The sequence below is a fragment of the Pedobacter sp. ok626 genome, from assembly GCF_900100435.1.
Taxonomy (GTDB): Bacteria; Bacteroidota; Bacteroidia; order Sphingobacteriales; family Sphingobacteriaceae; genus Pedobacter.
This window is the reverse complement of the sequence record NZ_FNEX01000004.1, coordinates 360,258-386,074: the sequence shown is the minus strand read 5'-3', so window position 1 is coordinate 386,074 and position 25,817 is coordinate 360,258. Positions and strand designations below refer to the sequence as shown.

Annotated in this window: 19 protein-coding genes; 9 read left to right on the top strand and 10 right to left on the bottom strand. The window is 39.2% G+C overall.

The features are described 5' to 3' along the window. The first annotated feature begins 75 nt into the window (after window positions 1-75). Window positions 76-1,746, top strand: a complete 1,671-nt coding sequence (locus BLS35_RS08095; protein ID WP_090779625.1) for a hypothetical protein — start codon at window positions 76-78, stop codon at window positions 1,744-1,746. A 38-nt stretch (window positions 1,747-1,784) separates the two neighbouring features. Here the strand turns inward: BLS35_RS08095 and BLS35_RS08090 are convergent, their stop codons facing one another. Both BLS35_RS08090 and BLS35_RS08085 read right to left on the bottom strand, forming a co-directional pair. Further along, window positions 1,785-3,617, bottom strand: a complete 1,833-nt coding sequence (locus BLS35_RS08090; RefSeq protein WP_090779623.1) for a UbiD family decarboxylase — start codon at window positions 3,615-3,617, stop codon at window positions 1,785-1,787. Window positions 3,618-3,699: 82 nt separating this feature from the next. Then, window positions 3,700-4,179 (bottom strand): Dps family protein, encoded by a 480-nt coding sequence (locus tag BLS35_RS08085; protein WP_090779621.1) that lies wholly within the window; start codon window positions 4,177-4,179, stop codon window positions 3,700-3,702. 186 nt (window positions 4,180-4,365) lie between these two features. Here BLS35_RS08085 and BLS35_RS08080 point away from each other — a divergent pair, with 186 nt between their 5' ends. Further along, window positions 4,366-5,550 (top strand): LysM peptidoglycan-binding domain-containing protein, encoded by a 1,185-nt coding sequence (locus BLS35_RS08080; protein WP_090779618.1) that lies wholly within the window; start codon window positions 4,366-4,368, stop codon window positions 5,548-5,550. Continuing rightward, the gene (locus BLS35_RS08075; RefSeq protein WP_090779616.1) at window positions 5,540-6,178 is read left to right on the top strand and encodes a uridine kinase family protein; all 639 of its coding nucleotides are present in this window, start codon (window positions 5,540-5,542) and stop codon (window positions 6,176-6,178) included. Before BLS35_RS08080 ends, BLS35_RS08075 begins: the two co-directional genes overlap by 11 nt. 67 nt (window positions 6,179-6,245) lie before the next feature. Here the strand turns inward: BLS35_RS08075 and BLS35_RS08070 are convergent, their stop codons facing one another. The 5 genes from BLS35_RS08070 to BLS35_RS08050 form a co-directional block, all read right to left on the bottom strand. After that, complete coding sequence (locus BLS35_RS08070) at window positions 6,246-6,902, bottom strand: CoA transferase subunit B (RefSeq protein WP_090779614.1); 657 nt, start codon at window positions 6,900-6,902, stop codon at window positions 6,246-6,248. A gap of 17 nt (window positions 6,903-6,919) precedes the next feature. After that, window positions 6,920-7,621, bottom strand: a complete 702-nt coding sequence (locus tag BLS35_RS08065) for a CoA transferase subunit A (RefSeq protein ID WP_090779612.1) — start codon at window positions 7,619-7,621, stop codon at window positions 6,920-6,922. A gap of 55 nt (window positions 7,622-7,676) precedes the next feature. After that, complete coding sequence (locus tag BLS35_RS08060; protein ID WP_090779610.1) at window positions 7,677-8,774, bottom strand: PQQ-dependent sugar dehydrogenase; 1,098 nt, start codon at window positions 8,772-8,774, stop codon at window positions 7,677-7,679. Between the two features lie 65 nt (window positions 8,775-8,839). Further along, window positions 8,840-11,212 (bottom strand): endonuclease MutS2, encoded by a 2,373-nt coding sequence (locus BLS35_RS08055; RefSeq protein ID WP_090779608.1) that lies wholly within the window; start codon window positions 11,210-11,212, stop codon window positions 8,840-8,842. Between the two features lie 2 nt (window positions 11,213-11,214). Further along, window positions 11,215-11,793 carry a DUF4296 domain-containing protein gene (locus BLS35_RS08050; protein WP_090779606.1) on the bottom strand — a complete coding sequence of 193 codons (579 nt, stop codon included), beginning with the start codon at window positions 11,791-11,793 and terminating at the stop codon, window positions 11,215-11,217. Window positions 11,794-11,863: 70 nt separating this feature from the next. Here BLS35_RS08050 and BLS35_RS08045 point away from each other — a divergent pair, with 70 nt between their 5' ends. The 6 genes from BLS35_RS08045 (at window position 11,864) to BLS35_RS08020 (ending at window position 19,516) form a co-directional block, all read left to right on the top strand. Continuing rightward, window positions 11,864-12,562 (top strand): YggS family pyridoxal phosphate-dependent enzyme, encoded by a 699-nt coding sequence (locus BLS35_RS08045; protein WP_090779604.1) that lies wholly within the window; start codon window positions 11,864-11,866, stop codon window positions 12,560-12,562. An 83-nt stretch (window positions 12,563-12,645) separates the two neighbouring features. Then, the gene (locus BLS35_RS08040) at window positions 12,646-13,113 is read left to right on the top strand and encodes a GNAT family N-acetyltransferase (protein WP_090779602.1); all 468 of its coding nucleotides are present in this window, start codon (window positions 12,646-12,648) and stop codon (window positions 13,111-13,113) included. Window positions 13,114-13,133: 20 nt separating this feature from the next. After that, on the top strand, window positions 13,134-13,937 hold the full coding sequence (locus tag BLS35_RS08035; RefSeq protein WP_090779600.1) for a DUF3298 and DUF4163 domain-containing protein: 804 nt from the start codon (window positions 13,134-13,136) through the stop codon (window positions 13,935-13,937). Window positions 13,938-13,940: 3 nt separating this feature from the next. Further along, window positions 13,941-15,215, top strand: a complete 1,275-nt coding sequence (locus BLS35_RS08030; protein WP_090779597.1) for an aspartate kinase — start codon at window positions 13,941-13,943, stop codon at window positions 15,213-15,215. 6 nt (window positions 15,216-15,221) lie between these two features. After that, the gene (locus BLS35_RS08025; RefSeq protein ID WP_090779595.1) at window positions 15,222-16,406 is read left to right on the top strand and encodes a hypothetical protein; all 1,185 of its coding nucleotides are present in this window, start codon (window positions 15,222-15,224) and stop codon (window positions 16,404-16,406) included. A gap of 113 nt (window positions 16,407-16,519) precedes the next feature. Further along, window positions 16,520-19,516: a DUF2723 domain-containing protein gene (locus BLS35_RS08020; RefSeq protein WP_090779592.1), complete on the top strand. Its 2,997-nt coding sequence runs from the start codon at window positions 16,520-16,522 to the stop codon at window positions 19,514-19,516. 71 nt (window positions 19,517-19,587) lie between these two features. Here BLS35_RS08020 and BLS35_RS08015 read toward each other — a convergent pair whose 3' ends face one another. Genes BLS35_RS08015 through BLS35_RS08005 form a run of 3 tightly spaced genes read right to left on the bottom strand, consistent with a single transcriptional unit; the run spans window position 19,588 to window position 25,568 of the window. Further along, window positions 19,588-20,763: a TlpA disulfide reductase family protein gene (locus BLS35_RS08015; RefSeq protein ID WP_254778741.1), complete on the bottom strand. Its 1,176-nt coding sequence runs from the start codon at window positions 20,761-20,763 to the stop codon at window positions 19,588-19,590. A gap of 2 nt (window positions 20,764-20,765) precedes the next feature. Then, entirely contained in the window at window positions 20,766-22,217 is a 1,452-nt protein-coding gene (locus tag BLS35_RS08010) for a RagB/SusD family nutrient uptake outer membrane protein (RefSeq protein ID WP_090779590.1), read from the bottom strand. Between the two features lie 30 nt (window positions 22,218-22,247). After that, entirely contained in the window at window positions 22,248-25,568 is a 3,321-nt protein-coding gene (locus BLS35_RS08005; RefSeq protein ID WP_165973201.1) for a SusC/RagA family TonB-linked outer membrane protein, read from the bottom strand. Between the last annotated feature and the right edge of the window lie 249 nt (window positions 25,569-25,817).

Sequence of the window (25,817 nt, the reverse complement as noted above, 5' to 3'; positions counted from 1 at the left end):
AAAATATTACACTCAAAAGTAGAGCATTTACACTTAAAGAGTTTAATTTAGTAGTTATAATTAAACTCTTTAAATATGAAAAAAACGCATCTTTTAATGCTCCTCATTTTCTTATTCTCATGTAAGAAAGAAAAACAACAAAACAATCAATTTGTAGAACCTCCACTCTCTGCTAGACAAGAAGCAAAAATTGTTTTTTCTAAAACCTTAGCTATTGCTTTAGAAAAAGAACCGTCTCTAAGAGCTTTTATTAAATCAGAGGCACTAAAAATGTTTGACAATGACTATGATGTTTTATTACAAATGGTCTTGGGTAAAGACCTGGGTCAAGAAACTGTATCAGAAATTTTATTCAAACATGCACCATCTAAAGTTGCTCTTCAAGATGCTATAGAAAGTTTGCCAACCTTAACAATTATGGTTCCTGAGGTTCCTAACTTCACTGCGGAAACATGGAATACTGCTTCAGAAATACCAATGGTTGCCGTAGCCCCTGAAAGCAAACATTTTAATAGCATTGATCTTTACAATGCTAAGCTAGAAGTAACTAAAGCCCCTTATGGCTTAGTTCCTGGATTTCCTGTCGTTGTTGTTAAAGAGAACGAAAGAGTAGCTATCACAGTTCCTTCTGCCTCTTTATCTTCAAAGAAAACGTCAACAATAATGAATTATGTAAATTCAGGGAGCAACACCACGCAGAAATACAATTTTCATTTTCTAGATCCTGCTTTCGATGGAACCTCAAAAAATTCTAAAGGTACAAATACTAATGTGTCAGTTTCTAGCAAAGGAAAGACTTCACTAGGCCCAGCCGATAGCAAGATTTCAAGAATCGTAAATTTCCCAACTACTAATATTATTGATTATAATTATTTTTCTCTGGATCAACGGGTGGTAGAAGCATTTAACAAAAACGTGGAATGGCAAAGAGATTATGTTTATTATGGAATAGATCCTGCAGCAGGAGTTGTTAAAGGAAAATTTAACAATAGATATGTAGAACATATTGTTTCATTAAAAATCAATAAGGCAGCAAGTGACCTTTCTGACTCACCTGAAGATCCAGTTAACGTCGAAACCTACCAAAAACACAAACCACCTGCACCATTTCCTAAATTATGGACTGATGGAGCTTTCGAAATCCGAATAAATATTCTAATAAACGCAAAGGCCGGTGCAGGACCTACTTTAGAAAAGATTTTCTCTATACCAGGAGATCTTTTATATGATGTGGTTTATCAGCAAGTACCCAATTCTATCAATTGGTATAGAGTCAGTTCAACTCCAAAAGAATATAAGCTTCTTCAACCCGAACCAATTGTGGCTTGGGATTTAGAAAATTATAGTTCCCAATGGAAGTTTGTTGTCTCTGAATTTGACAATGCGACTACAGTAACTAACATCCATACTTATTCAACAAAATTTGCTACAAATTTTAATTTCGATGTTGCACTTGGCGAAAAAGTAAAAGTTGGGGCTAAGTATGGATCTTCAACAGAAGAAACTGAAGTAAGGACTCATCAAATAGTAACAACTTTGACTTCTGATCAATTAGGGGAGGGAATTTTAGAATTTGCCTCTCCGATTATTCTAAGAAGAGAAGACAATGTACCATATGATCCTTACGCAAATGGGGGCCGTCCACCAAGAGACAATCCTAATGGGCCTTGGTTTGTGAATAGATATATCACCAATGATATAAGCGGTGGATCAATTACCTTATCAGTAGAACCTAAGTACAGATAATATTATATAAATGCCAGTGGAAGTATTTTCACTGGCATTTATATTATCCCGTGCAGAGAAGCTCCTTGAAGGCCCAGCCTTTCAATATGTCTTTCTACTGCTTCATCCTTAATCAATTCAGGCGCATGATGTGGCTTTTTCCGGGCATCGATAATAACTGGTCCGGTGCAGCCCCAATGTTTGTTACTGATAAAACTGCCTACCCCATGAATATCAGAAGCCGGATTGCTTCTCGTAAATGTAACCCACACTAAGTTATTAATCGTTGCTGCAGTAAAAATAGGGTCGTCACAAACGACAATCAAACCTAATCCAGCCAAGTGCTGATCTTTTAAATCCTTGTTCAACAAAACCATTTCCTGTTCAGTATGAGCAGCGTCCACATAAGGATGAGCACCTATAACTAATACCCCCGGAATTGCCATCTGGTAATGGTTAAACGGCTCTGGCAATTGAAACCCCTGGGGTAACTCATTGGTCAATATTCGCTTTTGAGCTCCTGCCGCTGCAAAAACAACCTTTGAGCCACTATTTAAACCATCACCACTGTAATCCAATGTATCAATAGTCGTATGGGTATGAAAATGTAAATCTGTACGGAAATCCATTCGCGAAAGGACATGTTGCATAAAGCCAGCAAGATCATGTGTATCCAAATGTTCGTCATCCTCCCTTGCTGCAATAAATAAATACTTGGCCAGACTTAATTGGTTTTTCCCTAGAATATGGTTGGCGATGGTTAATATCTCCTGAGGTCTGCGTTCATCTAAATATGGTGTATATCTTTCACTTCCTATCGCAAATAATAAAGGATGAACTCCGGCAGCATCAACTGCATTCACCTCTTTTAAGCCATGAATTTCTTTGGGCAGGGCCGATCCCGCTATTTCATGGATCAATGCGCCGAAACTGGTATCTTCCTGCGGTGGCCTACCAACGACGGTAAAGGACCATATCGCATCCTTACGGTGGTAAACATTGTGCACCTTCATTAATGGAAAAGGGTGTGTAAGGCTATAATATCCCAAATGATCTCCAAATGGTCCTTCAGGTTTATTTTCCTGAGGATAAACCGTGCCAGTAATTACAAAATCAGCATCAGCGGATAAGCAAAAGCCCTCATCATCATAAAAATACCTAAATCTTCTATTGCCTAATGCACCAGCAAAAGTCATTTCTGACAAGCCTTCTGGCAATGGCATTACCGCAGCGAGTGGATGAGAAGGTGGTCCCCCCACAAAAATACTCACTTTTAGCGGTTCGCCTTTGGCATTGGCTTTAGATTGGTGTACCCCTATCCCTCTATGGATTTGGTAATGCAATCCTATTTCTTTATTCAATTCGTAATCATTACCGGCAAGCTGTATCCTATACATCCCAAGGTTGGCATTTAAAATCCCTGGTTTATCAGCATCCTCGGTATACACCTGGGGCATCGTGATAAAAGGACCACCATCCATAGGCCAGTTTACAATTTGTGGCAATGCACTAATCGTAGTTTTACTAAATATTGATTTAAAAGTTTGCTTTAATGGCAGCGCGGTAAGCGCAGTCAACGCAATACCTGGTAATTTTAAGGGATTTTTTAAGGCTTTGACTGGGTCTGAACGAAGGTTTACCAATTGTTCTACTTTAGGCAGACTATCTCTAAACATAAATTTAGAGCGTTCCAATGTCCCAAACAAATTGGAAACCGCCGGAAACTTGCTGCCCTTCACGTTTTCAAAAAGCAAGGCTGGCCCCTTCCGCTCATATACACGCAAATGAATGGCCGCCATTTCGAGGTAAGGATCAACCTCTTCTTTTATCCGAATCAAATGACCGTGTCTTTCTAAATCGGCTACACAATCTGCTAAGCTTTTATATCCCATCGCCTCAAAGATATTAAAAGAAAAATCGTCATGCCGAAAATAAATTCAACATGACGACTCCTCAAAAAAATAGTTTATGAAATTATTTCTTACCGGCAAATGAACGCAGCATCCAGGTATTTTTCTCTTTAAACTGCATAAACCTGTTAACCATATCGTTGGTCCCGTCATCACTGGCATTAGCCGTAGCATCCAGCAAATCACGCTCAAGCTCAATCAATTTAGCCATATCATCCAAAATGGCGTCTACCATATCCAGATCTTTCATTCCAATGGTGTTTATTTCTTTAAGGGCCGACTCTTTGATATAGTCTGCAAAACGACTGTGCGGTGGCTTCCCTAAAGTCAATACACGCTCTGCAATCTCATCAATGGTCAACTGCGCATTGGTATACAACTCTTCAAATTTGATATGCAAGGTAAAGAAATTCTGCCCTTTAACATTCCAATGACAACCTCTTAATTTTTGATAATGTATATGATAATTCGCCAGATAATCATTCAACATGTCGACCACTGGTTTTACTTCTTTTTCTTTTAAACTGATTTCTTTCGCATCCATAGTATTATTTTTAATTTTATTTGAGAACAATATTTGTCTGCTATTGTAACAGATGATGCGATAAATGGTTTGGAAAAATGTTAATATACCACGCAATAGGACCGAAAAAAGAACGTTTAATATTCGAATTCGACGCTTTATTTATATTATTCGTATAATTGCCCTTTAAATTTTACAAAGACATTAATGCATAAATATTATATAGTATCCGTATTTGCACTCCTGATTAACCTGTCTGCGGCCAGCGCCATTACAAGAGACTCAATCGGAGTAGAAAAACTCAACGGAAAGAAAATAATTATCCACCAGGTTGTCGCTAAAGACACTTATTATTCCATCGGCAGACGTTACAATGTAGTTCCTAAAGACATCATGAACTTTAACGACAGCAAGTTCTTACAGATTGGCGTAATCATTAAAGTACCTACAAACCTTCCTTTTACAGCTTCAACTGCAACAAGTAAAACTCCACCAGCGATAGGTAAAACTAATCAGAATACTGTTCCTGCAACAACGTCAGAAGGTAATCTAATCGAACACATGGTACTGAAAAAAGAGAATCTGAATATGATTGCTCAAAAGTATGGCACCACTGTTAATGACATTAAGGAAGCAAATGGACTCAACTCCAACAACCTTCAGATTGGACAAATACTAAAAATCCCAGGAAAAGTAGCTGAACAACCAGCAACAGAGCAACGCACGACGCAAGCACCTCCGGTGCAACAAAAAGCAGAAGAAACTGCCGTAAAAACTAATATCCCCCCTGAAAACAGGTATAAAAAACCTGAGCAAAAACCAGAGAAAAAAGCAGCGGACACCAGTAAACCAGAAGAGTTTATTGAGCATAAAGTAGCTTCAAATGAAACCATGTATTCTATCGCGACACGCTATAAAATAACCATGGATCAGTTAAAAGCAAAAAACAACCTGCATGACAATTCTTTGTTTGTTGGACAAAAACTATTGATTAGTGGGCAGTATCCGCCGAAAAATGTTCCAATTAGTTCAGAAAACCATGTAGATACTTTAAATTCTATAAAAGATCCTGCCTTAAGGTTACCTGCCAGCAGATACGGTTTAAATCAGGTAGATGAAAAAGGAACGGGTATCTGGATTATGGATGCAGACCTTGATCCTTCGAAAATGTTGGTATTACACCGTACAGCACCTATTGGAACGGTAATGAAAATCACTAACCCTATGACCAACCGGTCGACCTTCGCTAAAGTTGTTGGTAAATTCACAGAGAATGAATCAACAAAAGATGTTATCATTGTAATGACTAAAGCTGTAGCTGATGCTCTTGGCGCTTTAGACAAAAGATTTTATTGCAATTTAACATACGGCGGACAAGACAATGAACAATAAGCCCTTCATTATTGGTATAGCGGGAGGAAGTGGATCCGGCAAAACCTTTTTTTTAAATTCATTTTTGCATCATTTTAAGAATGATGAAGTAACCTTGGTTTCACAGGATGATTACTACCATCCTGCTGGTGAAATGACCCAGGAAGAGAATAAAATATACAACTTTGATCTCCCAACCACCATTGATGATCAACAGTTTTTAGTAGACATAAAAAAACTCATCAGAGGGGAAGTCATCTATAAAAAGGAATACAATTTTAACAACCCTCTGGCGGTCACTAAAATATTAGAAATCAGTCCTGCACCAATTATCATTGTTGAGGGACTTTTTATACTCCATTTTAAAGAAATTGCAGCCCTATTGGATCATAGAATCTTTGTAGAAGCAGAAGAAGAGGTTGCCTTGCAACGTCGTATCAAACGCGACGGCATGGAACGTGGATATCCTGAAGAAGATGTATTGTACAAATGGCACAACCATGTAGCACCATCTTATAAAGAGTTTTTATTACCTTATAAGGAGATGTGCAACACTATTGTGATCAATAACAACAATACGCCTGATGACATCATTAGGGTGACAGAGGAGATTTCTACGGATTTAAAAGCGAAAATACTGCGGGCGTAATTAAACAACAATATTGCAATCGTAAACAAACAAAAAAGGAGCTTTAATAAGCTCCTTTTTTGTTTGTTTAAAATACCATCTCTGGCACATCGTCATCTGCAAACAATTTACCTAAGGTAGCTTGCCTGATAAAGTCGACACTTACACCCGGTGCACGTTCAATCAGTTTAAAGCCACCTTCCGGCAATACATCCAACACAGCAAGTTCCGTAACAATCTTCTTAATACACTTCACACCTGTTAGCGGCAAAGTACATTTCGGAAGTAACTTACTTTCGCCAGCCTTATTTACATGCTGCATGGCAACAATTATATTTTTAGCAGACGCAACAAGATCCATTGCACCACCCATACCTTTCACCATTTTACCTGGGATTTTCCAATTGGCAATATCTCCATTTTCCGATACCTCCATAGCACCCAGAATGGTCAGGTCTATTTTCTGACTTCTAATCATTCCAAAGCTCAATGCCGAATCAAAGATTGATGACCCTGGCAAAGTAGTAATCGTCTGTTTTCCGGCATTAATTAAATCAGCATCCTCATCTCCTTCAAAAGGGAAAGGTCCCATTCCTAACAGTCCATTTTCTGACTGCAGTACTACATTTATTCCCTCAGGGATGTAATTGGCTACCAATGTTGGAATACCAATCCCTAAATTCACATAATATCCGTCACGTATTTCTCTTGCGATGCGCTGCGCAATTCCATTTTTATCCAGCATATAAATATTTTATAGGATTACCCTCTAGTTCTAACTGTACGTTGTTCTATTCTCTTCTCATAATTTGCTCCCTGAAAAATGCGGTGAACAAACACACCAGGCGTATGTACCTGATCCGGATCAAGCTCCCCTGCCTCAACCAGTTCTTCAACTTCGGCAATCGTTACTTTACCTGCCATAGCCATTACTGGATTAAAATTGCGACTGGTAGAACGGTAGATCAAGTTACCTGCAGTATCTCCCTTCCATGCTTTTACAATTGCAAACTCGGCATCAAAAGCATACTCCATCAGGTAATCTTTACCATTAAAGTTTCTTACCTCTTTACCTTCAGCCACTTCAGTACCCACACCCGCCGGAGTAAAAATTGCAGGCATACCGTAACCAGCAGCCATACATCTGGTCGCTAAAGTTCCTTGAGGAATCAATTCAACTTCAAGCTCACCACTTAACAGCTGGCGCTCAAACTCGGCATTTTCACCTACATAAGAAGAGATCATCTTTTTTACCTGACGCTGTTGCAACATCAATCCTATACCAAAATCATCAACTCCGGCATTGTTAGAAATACAGGTCAATTCTTTAACACCCTTTTTTACCAGTGCAGTAATGCAGTTTTCTGGAATACCACACAACCCAAATCCGCCAAGCATTAAAGTGTCACCATCTTTAATGTCTTTTATAGCTTCTTCAGCACCCGAAACAACTTTATTGATCATACATGAATATATTTTGCTGCTAAATTATACTATATCTGCGGTACCGACCAAATATTTACTGGATTTCTACGATCTTATCGTCGTTGCCATTACTACTGCCTATGTATATTTTGCCGTCTGGCGACTGACATATAGCTCTTAAGCGACCATATTGGTTTACAAAAAAATCTTTGCTACCCAATATCTTATCGCCTCCATCATTCAATTTAAGTTGGGTAAACTTAGATCCTTTTAAGCTAAGCAGCAACAATGAATTTTTAAATGCGGGGATAAGACCGGAGTTGTAATAGGTCAATCCAGAAGTAGCAATGGTAGGTGTCCAGGCCATCAATGGCTCAACTACATTATTAGCCGTGCAAAATGTCTGCTCAGCAGACTTATCGCAAAAACCTTCTACATTTGGCCAGCCATAATTGCGTCCCTTCAGAATCAGGTTTACCTCATCGTCATTATTAGGCCCATGTTCAGAAGCATAGAGTTTATCGCCAACCTGTACCAATCCTTGTGGATTTCTGTGACCAAAACTCCATATCCTGCTATTTGGAAAAGGATTATCAGCCGGAATCGATCCATCCATATTTACGCGCAATATTTTACCAGATAGAGAGCCTGTATTTTGGGCATTACTGGCTGTACTGGCATCACCAGTAGTGATAAAAAGCTTCTGATCGCTAGAAACCAATAACCTCGATCCATTATGTATAGAGGATGCCGGGATCTGATCAAGAATAGTTAATGGAGAATTTAAGGTATTACCCGAATAAGTATAGCGAACCACTTTTTCCTTATAGCCGCCAGCGTTGTAATTGTAAACTACATAAACCCATGGATTAGTGGTAAACTGAGGATTAATGGCCATACCCAATAAGCCACCCTCACCATCTGCCACCACATCTGGGACATTTAACAACAAGGTAACTGCTCCGGTTTGTGGATTGACACGGCTAATCTTGCCTCCACGTTCTGTGATCCAAAGTTGTTGATCTGGTCCATAGACCATTTCCCATACATGAGAAAGTCCGGCACTTACTATCCGCGTTTTTATTTCGACATCAGGCAATGGAGTCTCCTCTTCTTTAGTCGACGATTTCTTTTTTGAACAAGCAAAAAAAGCAATTAAAAGCGCAAAGATACTGATCGCTAAAGTTTTCATAATGGGTATGTTATATTTAAACTGACAACGCCAGCTTAAATATAACACACTCATTTTAAATATGTTTAATTAAAATAAACATAGGTGATACCGTCTCCCCCTCTATCCGCATGTTCGTCTTCAACTCGGTTTACCTGGCTATATTTTTTTAAGTACTGTCTAATCATTTTTCTAAGAATGCCATCGCCCTTGCCATGAATCAGTTTAACTACAGGAAAGCCAAGCATAATCGACTTATCTAAATATTTCTCTACTTCATGCAAGGCATCTTCACCGCGCATCCCTCTTAAATCCAACTCCGCATTAAAACTACTGATGGCTTCAGAAATACTGCCCGAATAAGAACTGCCCTGAACAATCTTTTTAGCCTGTTTGTTGCTGATCTTTTGCACCCTGTTCTTCTTTACTATAGAACGCAAGTCGCCAAGTGCCAATACCAGATTATCTCTGTTAATTTCTAAAACCTGCCCCATGGTCTCCGTCCCTTTCAGTTGCACCAAGTCTCCAACTTCAATAGGCGTATTTAAAGGTTGAGGCACGTCTGGCTTTTTCTCTTCTTTTACATGATGCTGTACCAAAACCTTTTGCAGGTTTTGTCTCAATTCCTTGGTTGCCTCTTTATCGGCCTGCTTTTCTTTAATCTCAGCAATAGTATTTTCAACCAGTTTATTCGCATTCTTAATGATCGCCTGCGCTTCAAGCTTTGCTTCTTTAATGAGTATTTTTCTGTTCTCGTCCAAAAACAACTTCAACTTCTCATTCTCAGTAACCAGGTTTTTAACCTTATTTTGTTGAGTAGACAGATGAATCTTGGTATCATAAATCTGTTTTTTCTCACGTTCCAGATCTACCAGCAAGCTATCTATTCTATTCTGATTGGTTCCTGTTTTTGCGCGAGCCAATTCAAGCACTTCTTTTTGCAGGCCTATATTCTGGGCAATTTCAAAAGCATAAGAACTTCCGGGCTTGCCAATCTCTAAAACGTACATGGGCTTCATTTTCCCATTGTCAAACAGCATCGAAGCGTTCTCCAATCCCGGTGTATTACCGGCGAAGAGTTTTAAATTAGAATAGTGCGTAGTAATTACGCCCCGCACCTTTTTATTGTTCAATACCTCCAATACCGCTTCGGCCATAGGTCCACCAAACTGCGGATCAGTACCTGTACCAAACTCATCAATCAGCACCAAAGATTTAGGTGTGGCGTGCGCCACGAAATACCGCATCTTGGTTAAATGTGCACTATAGGTACTCAAATCACTCTCAATAGATTGATCATCGCCAATATCCGCAAAGATATTATCGAAGATACCGACCTCACTCGATTCATGCGCAGGAATTAGCAAGCCTGATTGTACCATCAGCTGTAATAAACCCACAGTTTTCATGCAAACAGATTTACCACCGGCATTAGGCCCAGACACCAATAGAATCCTTAGCTCATTGTTGATGTGCATATTTAAAGGAACAACCGTCTTTTTATCTTCTTTAAAAGAAAGATATAACAACGGATGGGTTGCATTGACCAATTTTGTTTTAGCTTCGGGGATCAGTATTGGCATATCAGCCTCCACATCTATCGCAAACAGAGCCTTGGCCCTTACAAAGTCTAGCTTGGTAAGAAAACCATGGTATGATAACAGTAATGGCGTATAAGGACGTAGATCATTTGTTAATGCAATCAAGATCCTGATGATCTCTCTACGCTTATCAAATTCAAGATCCCGCAGCTTATTATTTAAGGTAAAAACTTCTTCGGGCTCTATGTAGACTGTTTGTCCACTGGCAGATTCATCATGGATAAAACCACGAAGCTTCCTTTTATTTTCTGCCAATACGGGAATACACATACGGCCATCGCGAATGGTTAAACTGCCATCGGCAACCCAATTGTTACCCACCGCCTGCTTATAGATCGAATCCATTCGCTTTCGTACATCTTGTTCCGTTTTGGCGATATCGCCAATAATGCTTTGCAATTCATGCGAAGCATTAGGCTTAATTTTACCTTTCGGATCAAGAACAGTCTCTATTTTTTTCAGGATATTTTTCTCTACAGGAAGGTGCTCAAATAAGGCTTCCAAATTAGGGTATACATCCTTTCGCTCATCAAAAAACCGTAAAACAGCAAATACCGTCTGCAGTGAAGCATACATCTGATGCAATTCATCTTCAACCAGGTAAGCTCCTTCCACCCTAATCTTTTCAGCAAGGGTTTTAATGTCAAAAAAGGTGCTGATTTGTAAAGGCTCCTGATTTTCGAGGATACTTTTAAATTCCTGTGTTTGCCTCAAAAACTTATTGATCTGGTCAAACTTGGTCATCACCTGCATTTTCCCAACCATTTGTTGTCCCATCGGACTCAAACAATGTTTGTATATAAGCTGTCTTACCTCACTAAAGCCCAACCGCTCCAAACAATTCTCTGGATATAACATACTTATTTTAAATCTTGCGGACCTTTATAGTCCATTTTTAATCTGATCACCTCAATCTTCTTTTTAACCGTATCGGTCAATTTAGCCGTATCTCTCAACTTAGCGGTATCGGTTAGCTTAGCTTTATTCAACTTAGTCCTATCTTTCAACAAAAAGTCAGCCCAGAACGTAGAATCAGCAGTCCTTGTGGAATCCCTGACGATCTTCAATTTTGCTTTCTCTATTTCTTTGGCATTAAAAGTAGAATCTGCCTTCACGATCAAATCCTTCTCTTTTGTCAACTGACCGGTAACCTTTACATAAATATCATTCAACACTTTAGGATCTTTATAATAGTAATTCATGCTCTTGGTATACAAAGCCGAATCGATATCATATTTCTTATAAATCCCCTTATAATAACCCGCAGCAATTATTTTCACCGAATCAGGGCGCGCAATCTGACCTAAATAGCCATCTGCAATATGAATATCGTGCAATACCTTAGCCATCTCATCAGGTTGTATGATATCCTTTGGGACACCAGGCTTACATCCGGAGATAAGAAAAAAGACAATTACGATATATAAAAAGTTCCTCATTATGTTAAAACATCATTATTTCTTAGACAAAGTTCGCTAAGGTTGTTAATTTTACCAAAAATACTGATAAATGAGTATAGCAGATAACTTATTAAAATATAAAAGCGAATTAGATCCATTAGCCGTTAAACTAATTGCAGTATCTAAGTACCAGGAAGCCGATGCTGTTTTAGAAGCCTATAATGCCGGACAAAGGGTATTTGGAGAAAACATTGTACAGGAACTGGTTGATAAACAAGCGAAACTACCGCAAGATATAGAATGGCATCTGATTGGCCATTTACAAACCAATAAGGTTAAATACATTGCCCCTTTTATTAGTTTGATCCAATCGGTAGATAGCTTAAAGTTACTGACTGAGATTAACAAACAAGCCCTTAAAAACAAAAGGGTGATTGATTGTCTGCTTCAGATTTATATCGCTGATGAGGACACCAAGTTTGGACTAGGCTTTGATGAAGCTATCGAGTTGTTACGTTCTGATGAATTTGCTGAACTACAAAATGTACGAATTGTTGGTATTATGGGTATTGCCAGTAACAATGCACTGGAAAAACAAACTAGCGATGAGTTTAATGAATTAAAGGTGTTGTTTGACGGAATTAAACTTAGTTTTTTTAGAAAAGCAGACTATTTTAAGGAAATATCAATGGGTATGTCTGGCGATTATAAGCTAGCCATCGAACAAGGAAGTACAATGGTGCGCATTGGCAGCAGCATTTTTGGCAAAAGGAACCATCAGAAGCTAACAAAGAAAAATGAAGGCTAAGCTTCTGATAGCTTCATTACAAATGAAAGCAATTAGAAACTAAATGAAAAATCAAACATTATAAAGAAGAATTGTAAGGAAGAATGAACATAAAGTTAAGGGAAGCTGTAAAAGAGGATTGTGTAAGATTACTTGAGCTGGTAAATGAACTTGCAGTTTATGAAAAGGCTCCTGAAGAGGTTACAGTTACATTAGAAGAATTTGTTGATGCTGGTTTTGGTGCGCATAAAGTATGGAACGCCTTTGTGGCTGAGGTAGATGGATTTATTGCAGGCTTTGCGATTTATTATACCAGATACTCCACATGGAAAGGCTGTCGCTTATACCTCGAAGATTTTATCGTAACCGAAGCGTACAGAGGTAAAGGCATTGGAAAATTACTTTTTGAACGTGTGATAAAAGAAGCAAAAGACAAAGGATACAACGGCATGACCTGGCAGGTTTTAGACTGGAATGAGCCAGCCCTTAATTTTTACAGCAAGTACGACGCACAGATAGAAGCTGGCTGGCTTAATGGTTCTTTTTCTACAGAACAGCTAAGCAAGAAATAATATCAACAAAACCTATTCCTATGAAGAAATTAGCCCTTTTATTCCTCTCATTAAGCTTTATTGCCTGTCAGAATGAGAAAAAAACAATTAACAGTTCAGATCCAATCGAGACTGATCAAACCAGTCTGTCCTTTACATACGACTCTGTAAAAGTATCCAGCAACGTTTTAGTTAAGGGTAATGAAAATACGACCGACACCTCTAAAGCAGTCATCTCCTATCCCGTATTTACAGATCAAAAAATAAACGAGTTTATTGAGCAAAAGGTTATGAATCTTGCCGATGAGGGGGAACATTTCGCCACTTATAAGGATTTTACAAATGCCTTTATTAAGAACTTCGATACTTTCAGTAAAGAGAACAAAGACTATGGCCAAACCTGGTTTATGGATGCAAAAGTTAAGGTTGAGGAACAAAATCCGCAGTACCTTTCCTTTCTGCTTACTTACGTAAACTATGAAGGTGGAGCCCATCCAAATAGTTCTTTCACTTATTTAAACTACGATCCGAAAAGTCATACGGAGATTGTTTTAGATTCGCTGATCAATCCTGGTTCAATGCCAGAATTAACTACTATAGCAGAAAAAATATTTAGAAAAAATGAGAAGCTATCGCCAACGGCGAGTTTGAAAGATAATTATTTCTTTGAAAACGATAAGTTTAGCTTAAATAAAAATTTCAGCATTAACAAAAAAGGCCTAAAGTTCCTTTACAATCCATACGAGATTAAAGCTTATGCCTACGGAATTACTGAGCTGGTTATTCCTTTTGCCGATTTAAAGGATATCGCAAAACCAAACAGCTTACTTAACCCCGCTAATTAAAAAATGAAGATATATAAATTTGGAGGAGCATCGGTTAAAGATGCCGAAGGAGTAAGAAACGTTTCGTCAATTATCCAAAACCACAAAGGCAACGAGCTACTGATTGTGGTTTCTGCAATGGGTAAAATGACAAATAAACTGGAAGACCTTACAAAAGCTTATTTAAACAGTCAGGATGATGTATTGCAAATATTTGAAGAGATAAAACAATATCATTTCAATATTTTAAATCAGCTCTTTCCGGATCACAATCACCCCATATTTAATGATGTTGTAAATACCTTTGTAGAGATCGACTGGCTGATTGAAGAAGAGCCAGAAGATGCGCCTGATTATATTTATGATCAGATCGTTTCTATTGGCGAGATTATTTCGACGAAAATCCTTGCTGCGTACCTGGGTACATTACAAAACAATGTGAAATGGGTAGATGCCCGTAATTTTGTTCATACCGACAATACTTACCGTGAAGGATTGGTAAACTGGGAAAAAACTGAAGCGGAAATACAAGAAAATCTTGCTCCTATTTTGAAAGACCATATTGCCGTAACACAAGGTTTTATTGGCAGTACCAGCGAAAACTTTACCACCACATTGGGTCGTGAAGGTTCCGACTATTCTGCAGCCATATTTTCTGCCTGTTTAAATGCCGAATCTATGACGATTTGGAAAGATGTGCCAGGTGTTTTAAATGCTGATCCAAAATGGTTTGATGAGACAGAAAGGATTCCACAGCTTTCTTACCATGATGCCATAGAATTGGCCTATTATGGTGCCACGGTTATCCATCCAAAAACGATCAAACCGATACAAAACAAAAACATTCCTTTGTATGTTCGCTCATTTCTTCATCCTGATGCAGAAGGAACGGACATTACTGACCTAAAGAATCACTTGCCAGTACCTTCCTTTATTTTTAAGGTAAATCAGGCTTTGTTGTCCATATTCCCTAAAGATTTCTCTTTCATCATTGAAGAAAACCTGAGCCATATTTTCAGTCTGTTTCATAACCACAGAGTTAAAATTAATACCATGCTCAACTCTGCCATCAGTTTTTCCATCAGCTTTGATTACGATGCAAAGAAATTGGAAAGCTTAATTGCAGATTTATCTAAGGATTATAAAATAAAGTACAACACCGACGTTGAATTGGTGACTATCAGGTATTACAATCAAGAAACGATAGATCGCGTTACCGTAAATAAGAACATTCTTTTGGAGGTAAAAAGTAGAAACACCTGCCAGATTGTAATGAGAGATAAAAAAGAAACGGAGTAAACATCCTTGAACAAGCATATTTTAGATCAGCCCGTACAAGAGTTCATCAGTCAACATTTAAATGATGATGTCCATAAAATCGCTATGGCCAAAAGTCCTTTTAAGGACGTTGAAGCCCGTGAACTGGCCAATCAAATTGCTGCGAAAAAGAAATCTGTAAGGAAACTATCCACATGGTACCATACAGAAAATATTTACTACCCACCCCTGCTTTCTATAGAGCAATGCTCATCAGAAACAACGGCTGCATACAAAGCAAAGCTTGCCCTGGGAAACAGCCTGATTGACCTAACAGGAGGCTTTGGCGTAGATAGCTATTACTTTGCAAAGACGGTTAGCTCGGTGCTGCATTGCGAAATAAACCCAGAGCTATCAGAAATTGCCAGATACAATGCAAAAGTATTGGGCCAAAACAATATAAGCTTTCTGGCTACTGATGGTTTGGTGCAGCTACAAGACAGCCCAGCTAGCTTTGACACGATCTATATAGATCCGGCAAGAAGAAGCAGCGCAGGTAAAGTGTTTATGTTGAAAGACTGCACACCAAATGTGGTGGAGCATTTAGATTTATTACTTAAAAAATCTGCGAGAATCATCGTTAAAACTGCTCCGCTCTTAGATCTATCTACTGGTATAAAGGAATTAGGCAAGGTTACGGAAATCCATATTGTAAGCGTAAAAAACGAATGCAAAGAGCTGCTGTGGATTATTGAAAAGCAGGAAGTATCCAGTATAAAAATAACTTGTACCACCTTAAATGAAAGCGAAAAGAGCTTCAGCTTTTTTAAAGGTGATGAAGAATCCAGTTTGCCCCAAATACTTAATGAAACACCTGCTGGTTATTTATACGAGCCAGATGCCGCCTTATTAAAGAGCGGAGCCTTTAACCTGATCGGCATAACTTACGGATTAAAGAAACTGAATACCCAAACACAGCTTTACACCAGTGAGCAGATCAACAATCAATTTCCAGGAAGGATTTTTAAAATAAACAGGATCATCAGCTCTGGAGAATTGAAAAAAGAAAAGCAGCTTGTTGGCAATGTAATCGTTCGAAACTACCGGGATAAAGCAGAAAATCTGGTTAAGAAGTATAAAATTAAACCCGACAATCACCAATTCCTGATTTTTACCGAGAGCAAAAATGATGGTTTCATCGTAATTGACGCCACTATTGAACAGTATTATTAATGCTTTTAAAAGGATTCTTGCACGCTAGAATTTAACAAACTTTAACACTTACAACCCATTGTATCTTAATGATTTAATTATTTTTGATTAACCATAAATCAAAAACCTAAATCATGAAGAACTACCAACGCGTTAATAACCTTACGGGCTTCATTCTTTTCGCCTTTGCAAGTATTCTTTATTGGCTTACCATGGAGCCTACTGCCAGTTTCTGGGATTGCGGCGAATTTCTATCTGCAGCTAACAAACTTGAAGTAGGTCACCAACCCGGAGCGCCTTTATTTCTGATGATTGGAAAAATGTTCTCGCTCTTAGCCATGGGTAATGCTGCTAAAATAGCTTATTGGATAAACTTCAGTTCGGTATTGTTTAGTGGAGCAACCATCATGTTTTTATATTGGACCATCACTGCCTTGGCTTCAAAGCTATATCCTAAAGAAAAAAGCAGCGTACAAAGCTACAGCATAATTGCTGCTGGCGTAATAGGCGCATTGGCTTATACTTTTTCTGATACCTTTTGGTTCTCGGCAGTAGAGGCCGAGGTCTACGCACTTTCTACCCTCTTCACTGCTATTGTATTTTGGGCCATCCTGAAATGGGAAAGCAATACAGATAACCGCTGGCTGGTTCTTATTGCATTTTTAGTCGGACTTTCCATTGGTGTTCACTTACTTAGTCTGCTCGCTATTCCAGCTATTGTATTGGTCTACTACTTCAAAAAAACATCAAATCCCAACTTAATTGGCACGCTTAAGGCCTTTGCAATTGGCTGTCTACTAGTAGGCCTGGTCCAATTTCTAATTGTACAATACCTGGTGCTCTTTGCTGCAAAGTTTGATCTCTTCTTTGTAAACACCCTCGGTTTTAGCTTTGGCTATGGGGCTATGACATTTATTGTCCTACTGGCCGCTGTTATTGCTTATGCCATTTTCTATTCGATCAAACATCATAAATACAACCTTAACCTTGCCTTGGTTTGTCTAACCTTCATCCTTTTTGGCTTTAGTTCCTACTTCATGATCGTGATTAGGGCCAATGCCAAACCAAATATCAATTTATCAAATCCAGACAATCCATTTGCTTTACTTAGCTATTTGGGGCGTACCAATTATGGAGATACACCATTGTTATATGGAAGAACTTTCGATGCCCAACAAACTGAGATCAAAGAAACAGGTACAGAATACAGAAAAGGAGAAAAGACCTATGAAGATGCTGGTAAAGCTTACAAGCTAAACTATGATAAGAACCTACTCTTTCCACGCACTTACAGCAACAAACCGAGACATCCTGAGTTTTATAAAAGCTGGATGGGACTTCAAGAAAATGAGAGCCCCAGCTTTTTCCAAAACCTAAGCTTCTTTAGCTCCTATCAGGTAGGGTTTATGTACTGGCGCTATTTCTTATGGAACTTTGTAGGACGCCAAAGCGATGTCCAGGGTCAAGGTAGTTTAACGGAAGGGAATTGGATCACCGGAATTAAAAGCCTGGATGCACTGAGGCTTGGAAATCAATCCAAACTACCACCATCCATTACCGCCAACGAGGGAAATAACATTTATTTTGGTTTCCCCTTACTTTTAGGTATTGCAGGTCTGATCTTTTTGTACCGAAAAAATAAACAGATTACCATCATCATTGCCACGCTTTTCTTTTTCACTGGACTGGCCATTATCCTTTACTTAAATCAGGATCCATTACAAGTGCGTGAAAGAGATTATGCCTATGTAGGTTCATTTTATGCCTTTGCTATTTTTATTGGCTTCGGGGTGTTGGCCATCAAAGAAACACTGTCAGGCATTGCGTCACATAAATTAAGTCTGGCTGTTGCCGCTATCATTGGTCTATTGGTTGCCCCGGTAATTATGGGTACACAAGGATGGAATGATCATGACCGTTCTAATAAAAAAACAGCTACAGACTTTGCCGCCAACTATCTCAATTCTTGTGCGCCAAATGCTATCCTATTTACCAATGCTGATAATGACACCTTTCCTTTGTGGTATGCCCAAGAAGTTGAAGGCATCAGGACAGACGTAAGAGTGGTTTGTCTGCAATTTTTAGCGGATGGAGATTATATCAATCAAATGAAAACGCAAGCCAACCTGTCGGCTCCTCTACCAATCGCTATGACATCCGATAAATATCAAAAAGGCGTCCGTGATTATCTTCCTTTTATAGATTATGGCTTTAAAGACAGCGTTGAACTGAAAGATTTATTAACTGTTCTTACTTCCGACAACAAAGATGATAAAGTAGAAATGCAAGGTGGTTCTTTTGAAAACTTCCTACCTACCAAAAAATTTAAATTAAGTATTGATGCCAATCAGCTGGTAAAAACAAATACCATCCAGGCAAAAGATAAAGGCAAAATAGCCAAACAAATGGAATGGGATTTCAAAAAGAACTTTGCTAGCAAAGCAGATCTTACCATGTTAGACATCCTTGTGAACAACAACTGGGAAAGACCTATCTATTTTGGCTCTTCACTTTCCGAGGATACTTATATTGGCTTGGATAAATACCTTTATCTTGAAGGCTATGCTTATCGTTTATTACCACTTAAAAGAGATGCTAAAGACAACCGCGATAAATCAGAGATTACCAATTCCGATGTCATGTATAGCAATACGGTACATAAAATGAATTTCTCTGCTTTCAACAAAGCAAATTACCTTGATCCTGAAACCAGAAGGGTTGCAAATGATACATGGACTTACCAAAACACACTTGCAAAAAATCTGATGTCGGAAGGAAAGAATCCTCAGGCTCAACAAATCATCACAAAGAACATTAAAGAACTCCCATTAAAACTTTATTCCATCCATGATACCTTGAATAGATTGGAAACCATACAGATACTCCATAACTTAAACAATCATCAGGATGCAAATTTGCTGGCTAGTCAAACGGCTTCATTTTTAGATCAGGAATTAAGCTACATAGCCTCATTACCGATACGCCAGCAGCAAGCGTCTATTAGAGATATTCAGATTGGGATGTATGTATTAAGTGGTTTGACTGAAGTAACAAATGAAACGGGGCTAAGTAAAAAGATCAAGTATAAGTTGAAAGAACTGGAAGATACTTTCAGTAAATCTTTGGGCTAAATCGAGGCTTTTACGAAAAAAAAAAGAGCCCATATCATAATGATCGGGCTCTTTGAGTTTATTTTCTGAATTTAGCTTTTGCTAAAAACTTCAGCTAATTTTTTATCCATGGCAGCATCATCTTCACCACCACCACCGTAACGACCTATAATTACACCATTTTTATCAATCAGTATTTTTGTCGGCAGGCTATGTATGCCATATCGCTCATTGATATATTTAGATTTTTCCTGATCACTGGCCTTCCGATCATAACCACTCAGTATATGACGCCAGATTCCTATTTTATCCTGTGCTACAGCCTTTTTCCAGGCATCCACAGCAGTGTCGTCATTTGCCACACCAATGATTTCCAGTCCGCTTTCTTTATATCTATTATACAGCCCAATCAAATGAGGATTTCCTTTGCGGCATGGGACGCACCAGCTGGCCCAAAAATCAATCAACACATACTTTTTCCCTTTAAAATCTGAAAGGCTGAGTTGCTCGCCATTGATGTCCTTTGCACTAAAAGCTGCAGCAGTGCTTCCCGGAGAGCCATTTTCGAGTTTTTTAATTTCTTCAGCTATTTTTTTGCCGTAACTACTTTGTTGAATACGTGCCGTCCAGCTGTTATAAATTTCCTTTGCCTGGGCAGTGTTTAGTCCAGCTATTTTGAAACGCATCATATAAGGTGTCACATAGGAGTCGGGATGCGACGCAAAAAAAGCAAAATCTATTTTATCCATTCTTGCATTAAAAGGCTCAAACTGTTCCCGAATTTCGGCAGCCTTTTCATGATTCTTCTCCTTTCCGTACGCTTCTAAAACGGGCTCCATTTCTTTTCTTATCGGTGCTTTCAGCTTCTCCAAAGCCTTTTGTTGATCCTGGCTAACAGAGCCTTTCATAACCACATTCCTGAAAGCTCCAGCAGTTACATCGATGGTCATTGGGACCGGTTCCAGAAATATGCTGGTAAAGTTAGGGTCGTCCATACTCTGGCTTTTCATTTTTCCGTACAGAAAGGCAACAGTAGGTTCGACGATGCGGCCCTTAAACAGAAATGTGCCTTTGGTAATTTTAAAACTATCCAGCACACTCGCCCCCGAAGAAGGGTCATTGTACCGCAGGTAAATAAAATCATAATCCTGGCCCTTTATCTTTCCAGAAAGGGTAAAACTATCTTTTTGCTGTCCGTAACCGGCAAGGCAAGTCAACATCAGCAGCCCTACAATCAGGCTTTTTATGGTAATATTATTGTTTTTCATAGTTAAGGGTTTTGTTCTAAAGAATTGGTTACACCATTGGTTTCATCTAAGGGAAGGAAATAAACTACACGCGAGGCAGTAGGCTGAACGGTAATATTAGAGCCCGGTTGGCCTGCCTTACCATAGGTCCTGATCATGGGCAAATTATTTCTTAAAAGATCATCCCTACGCATACCGCCTTCGAAAGCAAATTCCAGCCGGCGTTCATCTAAAACTACCTGTAAAACACTGCTCCGACCGTGCAGATTACCAAGAATATATAGGTCTGCACCAGTAAGCCCAGCTCTTTTGCGAATAGTATTCACATCATCAAGAGCCAGCTGATCTTTCCCCTGTTTAGCATATGCTTCAGCCCTATTCAAGTACAGTTGTGCCAGCCGGTATATGGGCGGCGAGCTTACCTTTTCGGTGGTGTTCACTGCGGGATTCTGTACAAACTTAGTCGTAAAGTTCCACGTCGTTCCATCGGAGGTTTTTAGTGCTTTGTAAAAGTTTTTACGTAAATCGCCATTGCCTTCGTTCAGTAGATCCCAAAGGGGCGGCGATACCGCAGCAAATTTCTCTACAGTATAGCTTTGGTTGTAATAATAAAAACCACTTCCCGTTCCATCCAGATTTTTGAGGCAAAACACCGTTTCCTTATCGGCACTGTGATTAGTTGAGAAATAGCTCTTATACGCTTCCCCCTGCACCAGAGTAAATTTAGTCGCCATACCAATCACTTTATCGGCGTACTCTATTGCTTTTGCATCATTTCCCATATCCAGGTATAACGATGATAGTATCGCCTGAGCAGCATACTTGGACGCGAAAGCATTGTTATTGTTATCTATAGTCATTAAAGATTCTGCTTTCAATAAATCAGCGCTCATAAAATCGTAAACTTCCTTAACGGTATTGCGTTTGGCTGGGCGCTCCAGGGTTGGAATGGGTTTATCAAGAATAACCACTCCAGGATTGTTTCCATTCCCCTGTATATAGGGACGCCCAAATATTTTAATTAAATATTGATAGGCAAGGGCTCTTAAAAAAAGATTTTCGCCTTTTAGTTGCAGTAAAGTACCTGAAGCATCGTCTGGAATAGCCGCAATTACGTTGTTAACGCCCCTAATCAATTTATAAGCATTTGCATAAAACCGGCTGGAGTTTGCCATAGTTGGAAAATGAACGTATGAATACGCTCCATACTGTCTAGTACCTCCCGGATCAAATACGGATGTAGCTTCTACGTTGTCTACGGGAGATTCTGCAATGTGGAAATAAGTAGTAATGTAATCACCGTCGTTCAGCAAACTGTAATTACCACTCGTAGCTAGCCTAAGGTTAGCTTCGCCAGTTAAGGCCTTGTCTGTATCCATACTGGTTTCTGGTCTTAGATCCAGTTTCTCTGAGCATGCTGCCAATAACATTACCGTTAAAAGAAGCAAAGTATAATTGTGGATTTTTAATCTCATGGTTGAAAATATTTTAGTTGAATAGCCTCCTTACAAGGTCATATTGATACCCAGGGTTATTTTTCTGTTAATCGGATACTTCGAGGCGTTTTCAAAATTATTACCGCCCACTTCCGGATCCAGTCCGGTGAATTTGGTAATGGTGAAAACATTATCCGCAGCAATATAAAAAGCAGCCTTTCCTATTTTCACCTTATCCAGCCATTTGGAAGGCAAATCATAAGTTAATCTGATATTACGTATCCGGAAAAAACTCGCATTGTCTATAAATCTTGTAGTGGTATAGCCATTGGCTTCCGGATAACCATTTAAAGAAGCTGCAGGAGCAAAGGCTTGGTCGCCTTTTTTCTGCCAGCGGGTCTGCCCATCAGGAAGAGCGGTATTGTTAACGGTTTTTGAAGCACCATCTATTTCCAGTGGACCGAATATGTATCCTCTCAGGTCATTATTTACCCTTAAGCCTGTGATAAAGTTGGCCAATATACTTAAGGTGATACCTTTGTAGCTGATTGAATTGCCTATACCACCTGAAAAGTCAGGCTGCTGAGAATCCAGGATCTGTAAGGTAGCTTCCTTGATGTTTAAAGTAGTGGTTTTACTTCCATCGGCATTTAGCACTTCATATGAAGGCTTTCCGGTGTCGGGGTCTGCGCCTTTATACACAATACCATAAATGGTACCAATCGCATAACCTGGAGCAGTTACAAATCCGCCGGTTGTAGGTAAAATAGAAGGAACATCAGTTAAATAAAGTACCTTGTTACGGTTAAAGGCCAGGTTAATATTGGTAGACCATTTCAACTTCCCATCAATATTTAACGAGTTGAGATCTAATTCAACACCTTTATTTGAAACCTTTCCTATATTTTTAACTACTCCTGTAACACCGCTGGTAATAGGCGCCTGAACCGTTCTTAAAATATTGGTATTTGTTTTGTCGTAAAGATCTATTGTCATGTTTAAGCGATTCCATAAACCAATGTTCAGGCCAATATTGTTCATTCGCTGTACTTCCCAATGCAGGTCTGGGTTGTTATCATTTGCACCGGGTATGATCCCCGATTTACCATCATACTGCGATGTTCCCGCTACATAGTTGTACACTCCGTATACAGAATAGGGACCCACTGGATCGGCATTTCCTGTTGTACCATGGCTCGCCCGTAAACGCAGATTGGTCAGCGTTTTGTTGTTTTTTAGAAAAACTTCATTGCTAATTGTCCAGGATGCCCCTACTGAGTAGAAGTTACCATACTTGTTGTTTGCCCCGAATTTTGAGGAACCATCTCTTCTGAATGATCCTGATACAAAATACTTATTGTCATAGCTATAATTTGCTTCAGACAGATAAGAAAGAAAAGAAACTTCATTAATACTTTCCGAAATACCCTGAAAAGTACCTTGTGCCAGCGACAATAAACCCGAAGTAATGTTTGAAGTACTACCACCAGTAATTTCGTTGCGGATATTATTAAACTCGAAGCCGGCAAGGCCTTTGATCTGGTGCAATCCGAACTCCTTTTGGAAAGACAGGATGTTTGAAGTGATGTAATTGACATTCTGATTCAGGTTCCGAGTGTAAGATCCTCCAGGTCGGCCAGAGGACAGATCCAAGGGATCAATGTAAAAACCATATTTGGCATTCGTAAGCGTAACCCGGTTGGCTGTTGAAAGGTTTAACCAGGGATTAAAACTATAACTGATTTTTGCATCCACTCCAGCCATGAATACTCTGTCATAGCGGTAATTAAGATCTTTTTGAGTACTATAAAATGGGTTGAATGCCCCCTTGGAATACCAATTGGGTTCATTAGCCCCGCCCAAACGATAGCTACCATCTGCATTTTTCGGATAATCCCAAGGCATCATTTTATACAATGCCGTACGGTAGTTGCCTAATCCCGAGTTCTGTGAGGGAGAATAAGTTCCGTTAAAACCTGTAGTAATAGTCAATTTAGCCGTTGGTTTATATTCAGTATTTACCCTTAAACCGTATTTTTCAAACTTATCAGTAATGGCCACAGGCAATTCCTTGTGATAGGTTGCCCCGGCATAGTAGTTAAATTTCTCTGAGGCGCCCGCCAGCGATAAGTTATACCTCTGGATCCGCCCGGTTCTGTATCCCTCACGCATCCAATCGGTATTGTGTGACAAGGCTTCCTGCTTATTGGGCATCACCGTAGCCACATAGGTCTGCACCTCTTCATCTGTTTTACTGGGGTTTTGATTCCTGTAATCATTGCTATAAGCCTGACTCAGTAAGTCGTACCGTTCTGTGCTGTTCATCATCCTGAAATTGCCAAAAACAGGGTTTTCCCAGCTAAGATTTGATTCCAGATTTATCTGAGGCTTTCCATTGCTGCCCGATCCGGCTTTGGTGGTAATCACCAATACCCCATTGGCTGCTCTGGAGCCATATAAGGAGGTTGAGGCTGCATCCTTTAACAAAGTCACTGATTCCACATCATTCGGGCTCAGGTTAAGAATATTTCCAGCGCCTAAAACGCCTGCAATATTAGTTGCATCCTGAATTAAACCATCTATAACAACAAGTGGTTGTGTTGATGCATTTCCTCCTAATGACCCCACTCCTCTTACACTTAAGCTGGCCACACCTGAGGGATCACCACCCGGATCACTCACAATCAAGCCTGCCATCTTTCCCTTTAAATTCTGAATGATGTTGGAGGATGCCACATTTCTCAATTCTTCCCCCTTGACGGTTACCATTGCGCCGGTGAGTTCACTTACTTTCTTTTTTCCATATCCCGTAATGACGAGCTGCTCCAGTTCACCAATATCCTCCAGTAAGGTAACATTTAATTGTTGCAGCCCTCGAACAGCGAGCTCCTGGGTTTTGAAGCCGATCATACTGAATAAAAGTATATCCGATTCTTCAACCCGGATACTGTAACGGCCCTCATTGTCGGATATTACGCCGGTTCGTTTCCCTTTTACGATAACATTTACACCAGCCATGGGTTGGTTTTTGCCATCCCTTATCGTTCCTTTAAGAACTATAATAACCGAGATGAGCGGTTTTGCCTGAGGCGCTGATACTTTATCTTTAATTAGTATCGTTTTCTGTTCTATTTTATAAGTTAAAGGTTCGTTTTCCAGACAAAAATCTAGAATTTCTTTAAGGGTGGAATTTCTGAAATTTACATCCAGTTTTTTATTATCATTTACTTTCTGATCCGAATATAATATCTGGAAACCCATCTGTTTTTCTATCTCTTGGAATACTTGCTCCAGCGTAACATTCTTTTTAGAATAGGTAAGACGCTGTGCAAAGCCAGCGGCACTGACGTGCATAAGACTGGCAATAAAGATAATTATGACTAACTTCATAATTAATAATAATTTGTTAGGCAGCCACAGTCGAGACATGCCTAGGTAAAAAGCATTTATTTTCATACTTTCGTTTAGGTTTGGGTTAATACGTTAAGACTCTTCGCAAAATTGTTTTTAGGGGTTAACTCAGCCATATGGCCATGAAAGTGTTACTAGCACTATCATGGCTTTTTTGCTTAAAAACCCAGCCTGTTAGCTTCCCTTTCGTAACTGTTTCTTCATTTTAGTTTTTATTAGTTGATTACT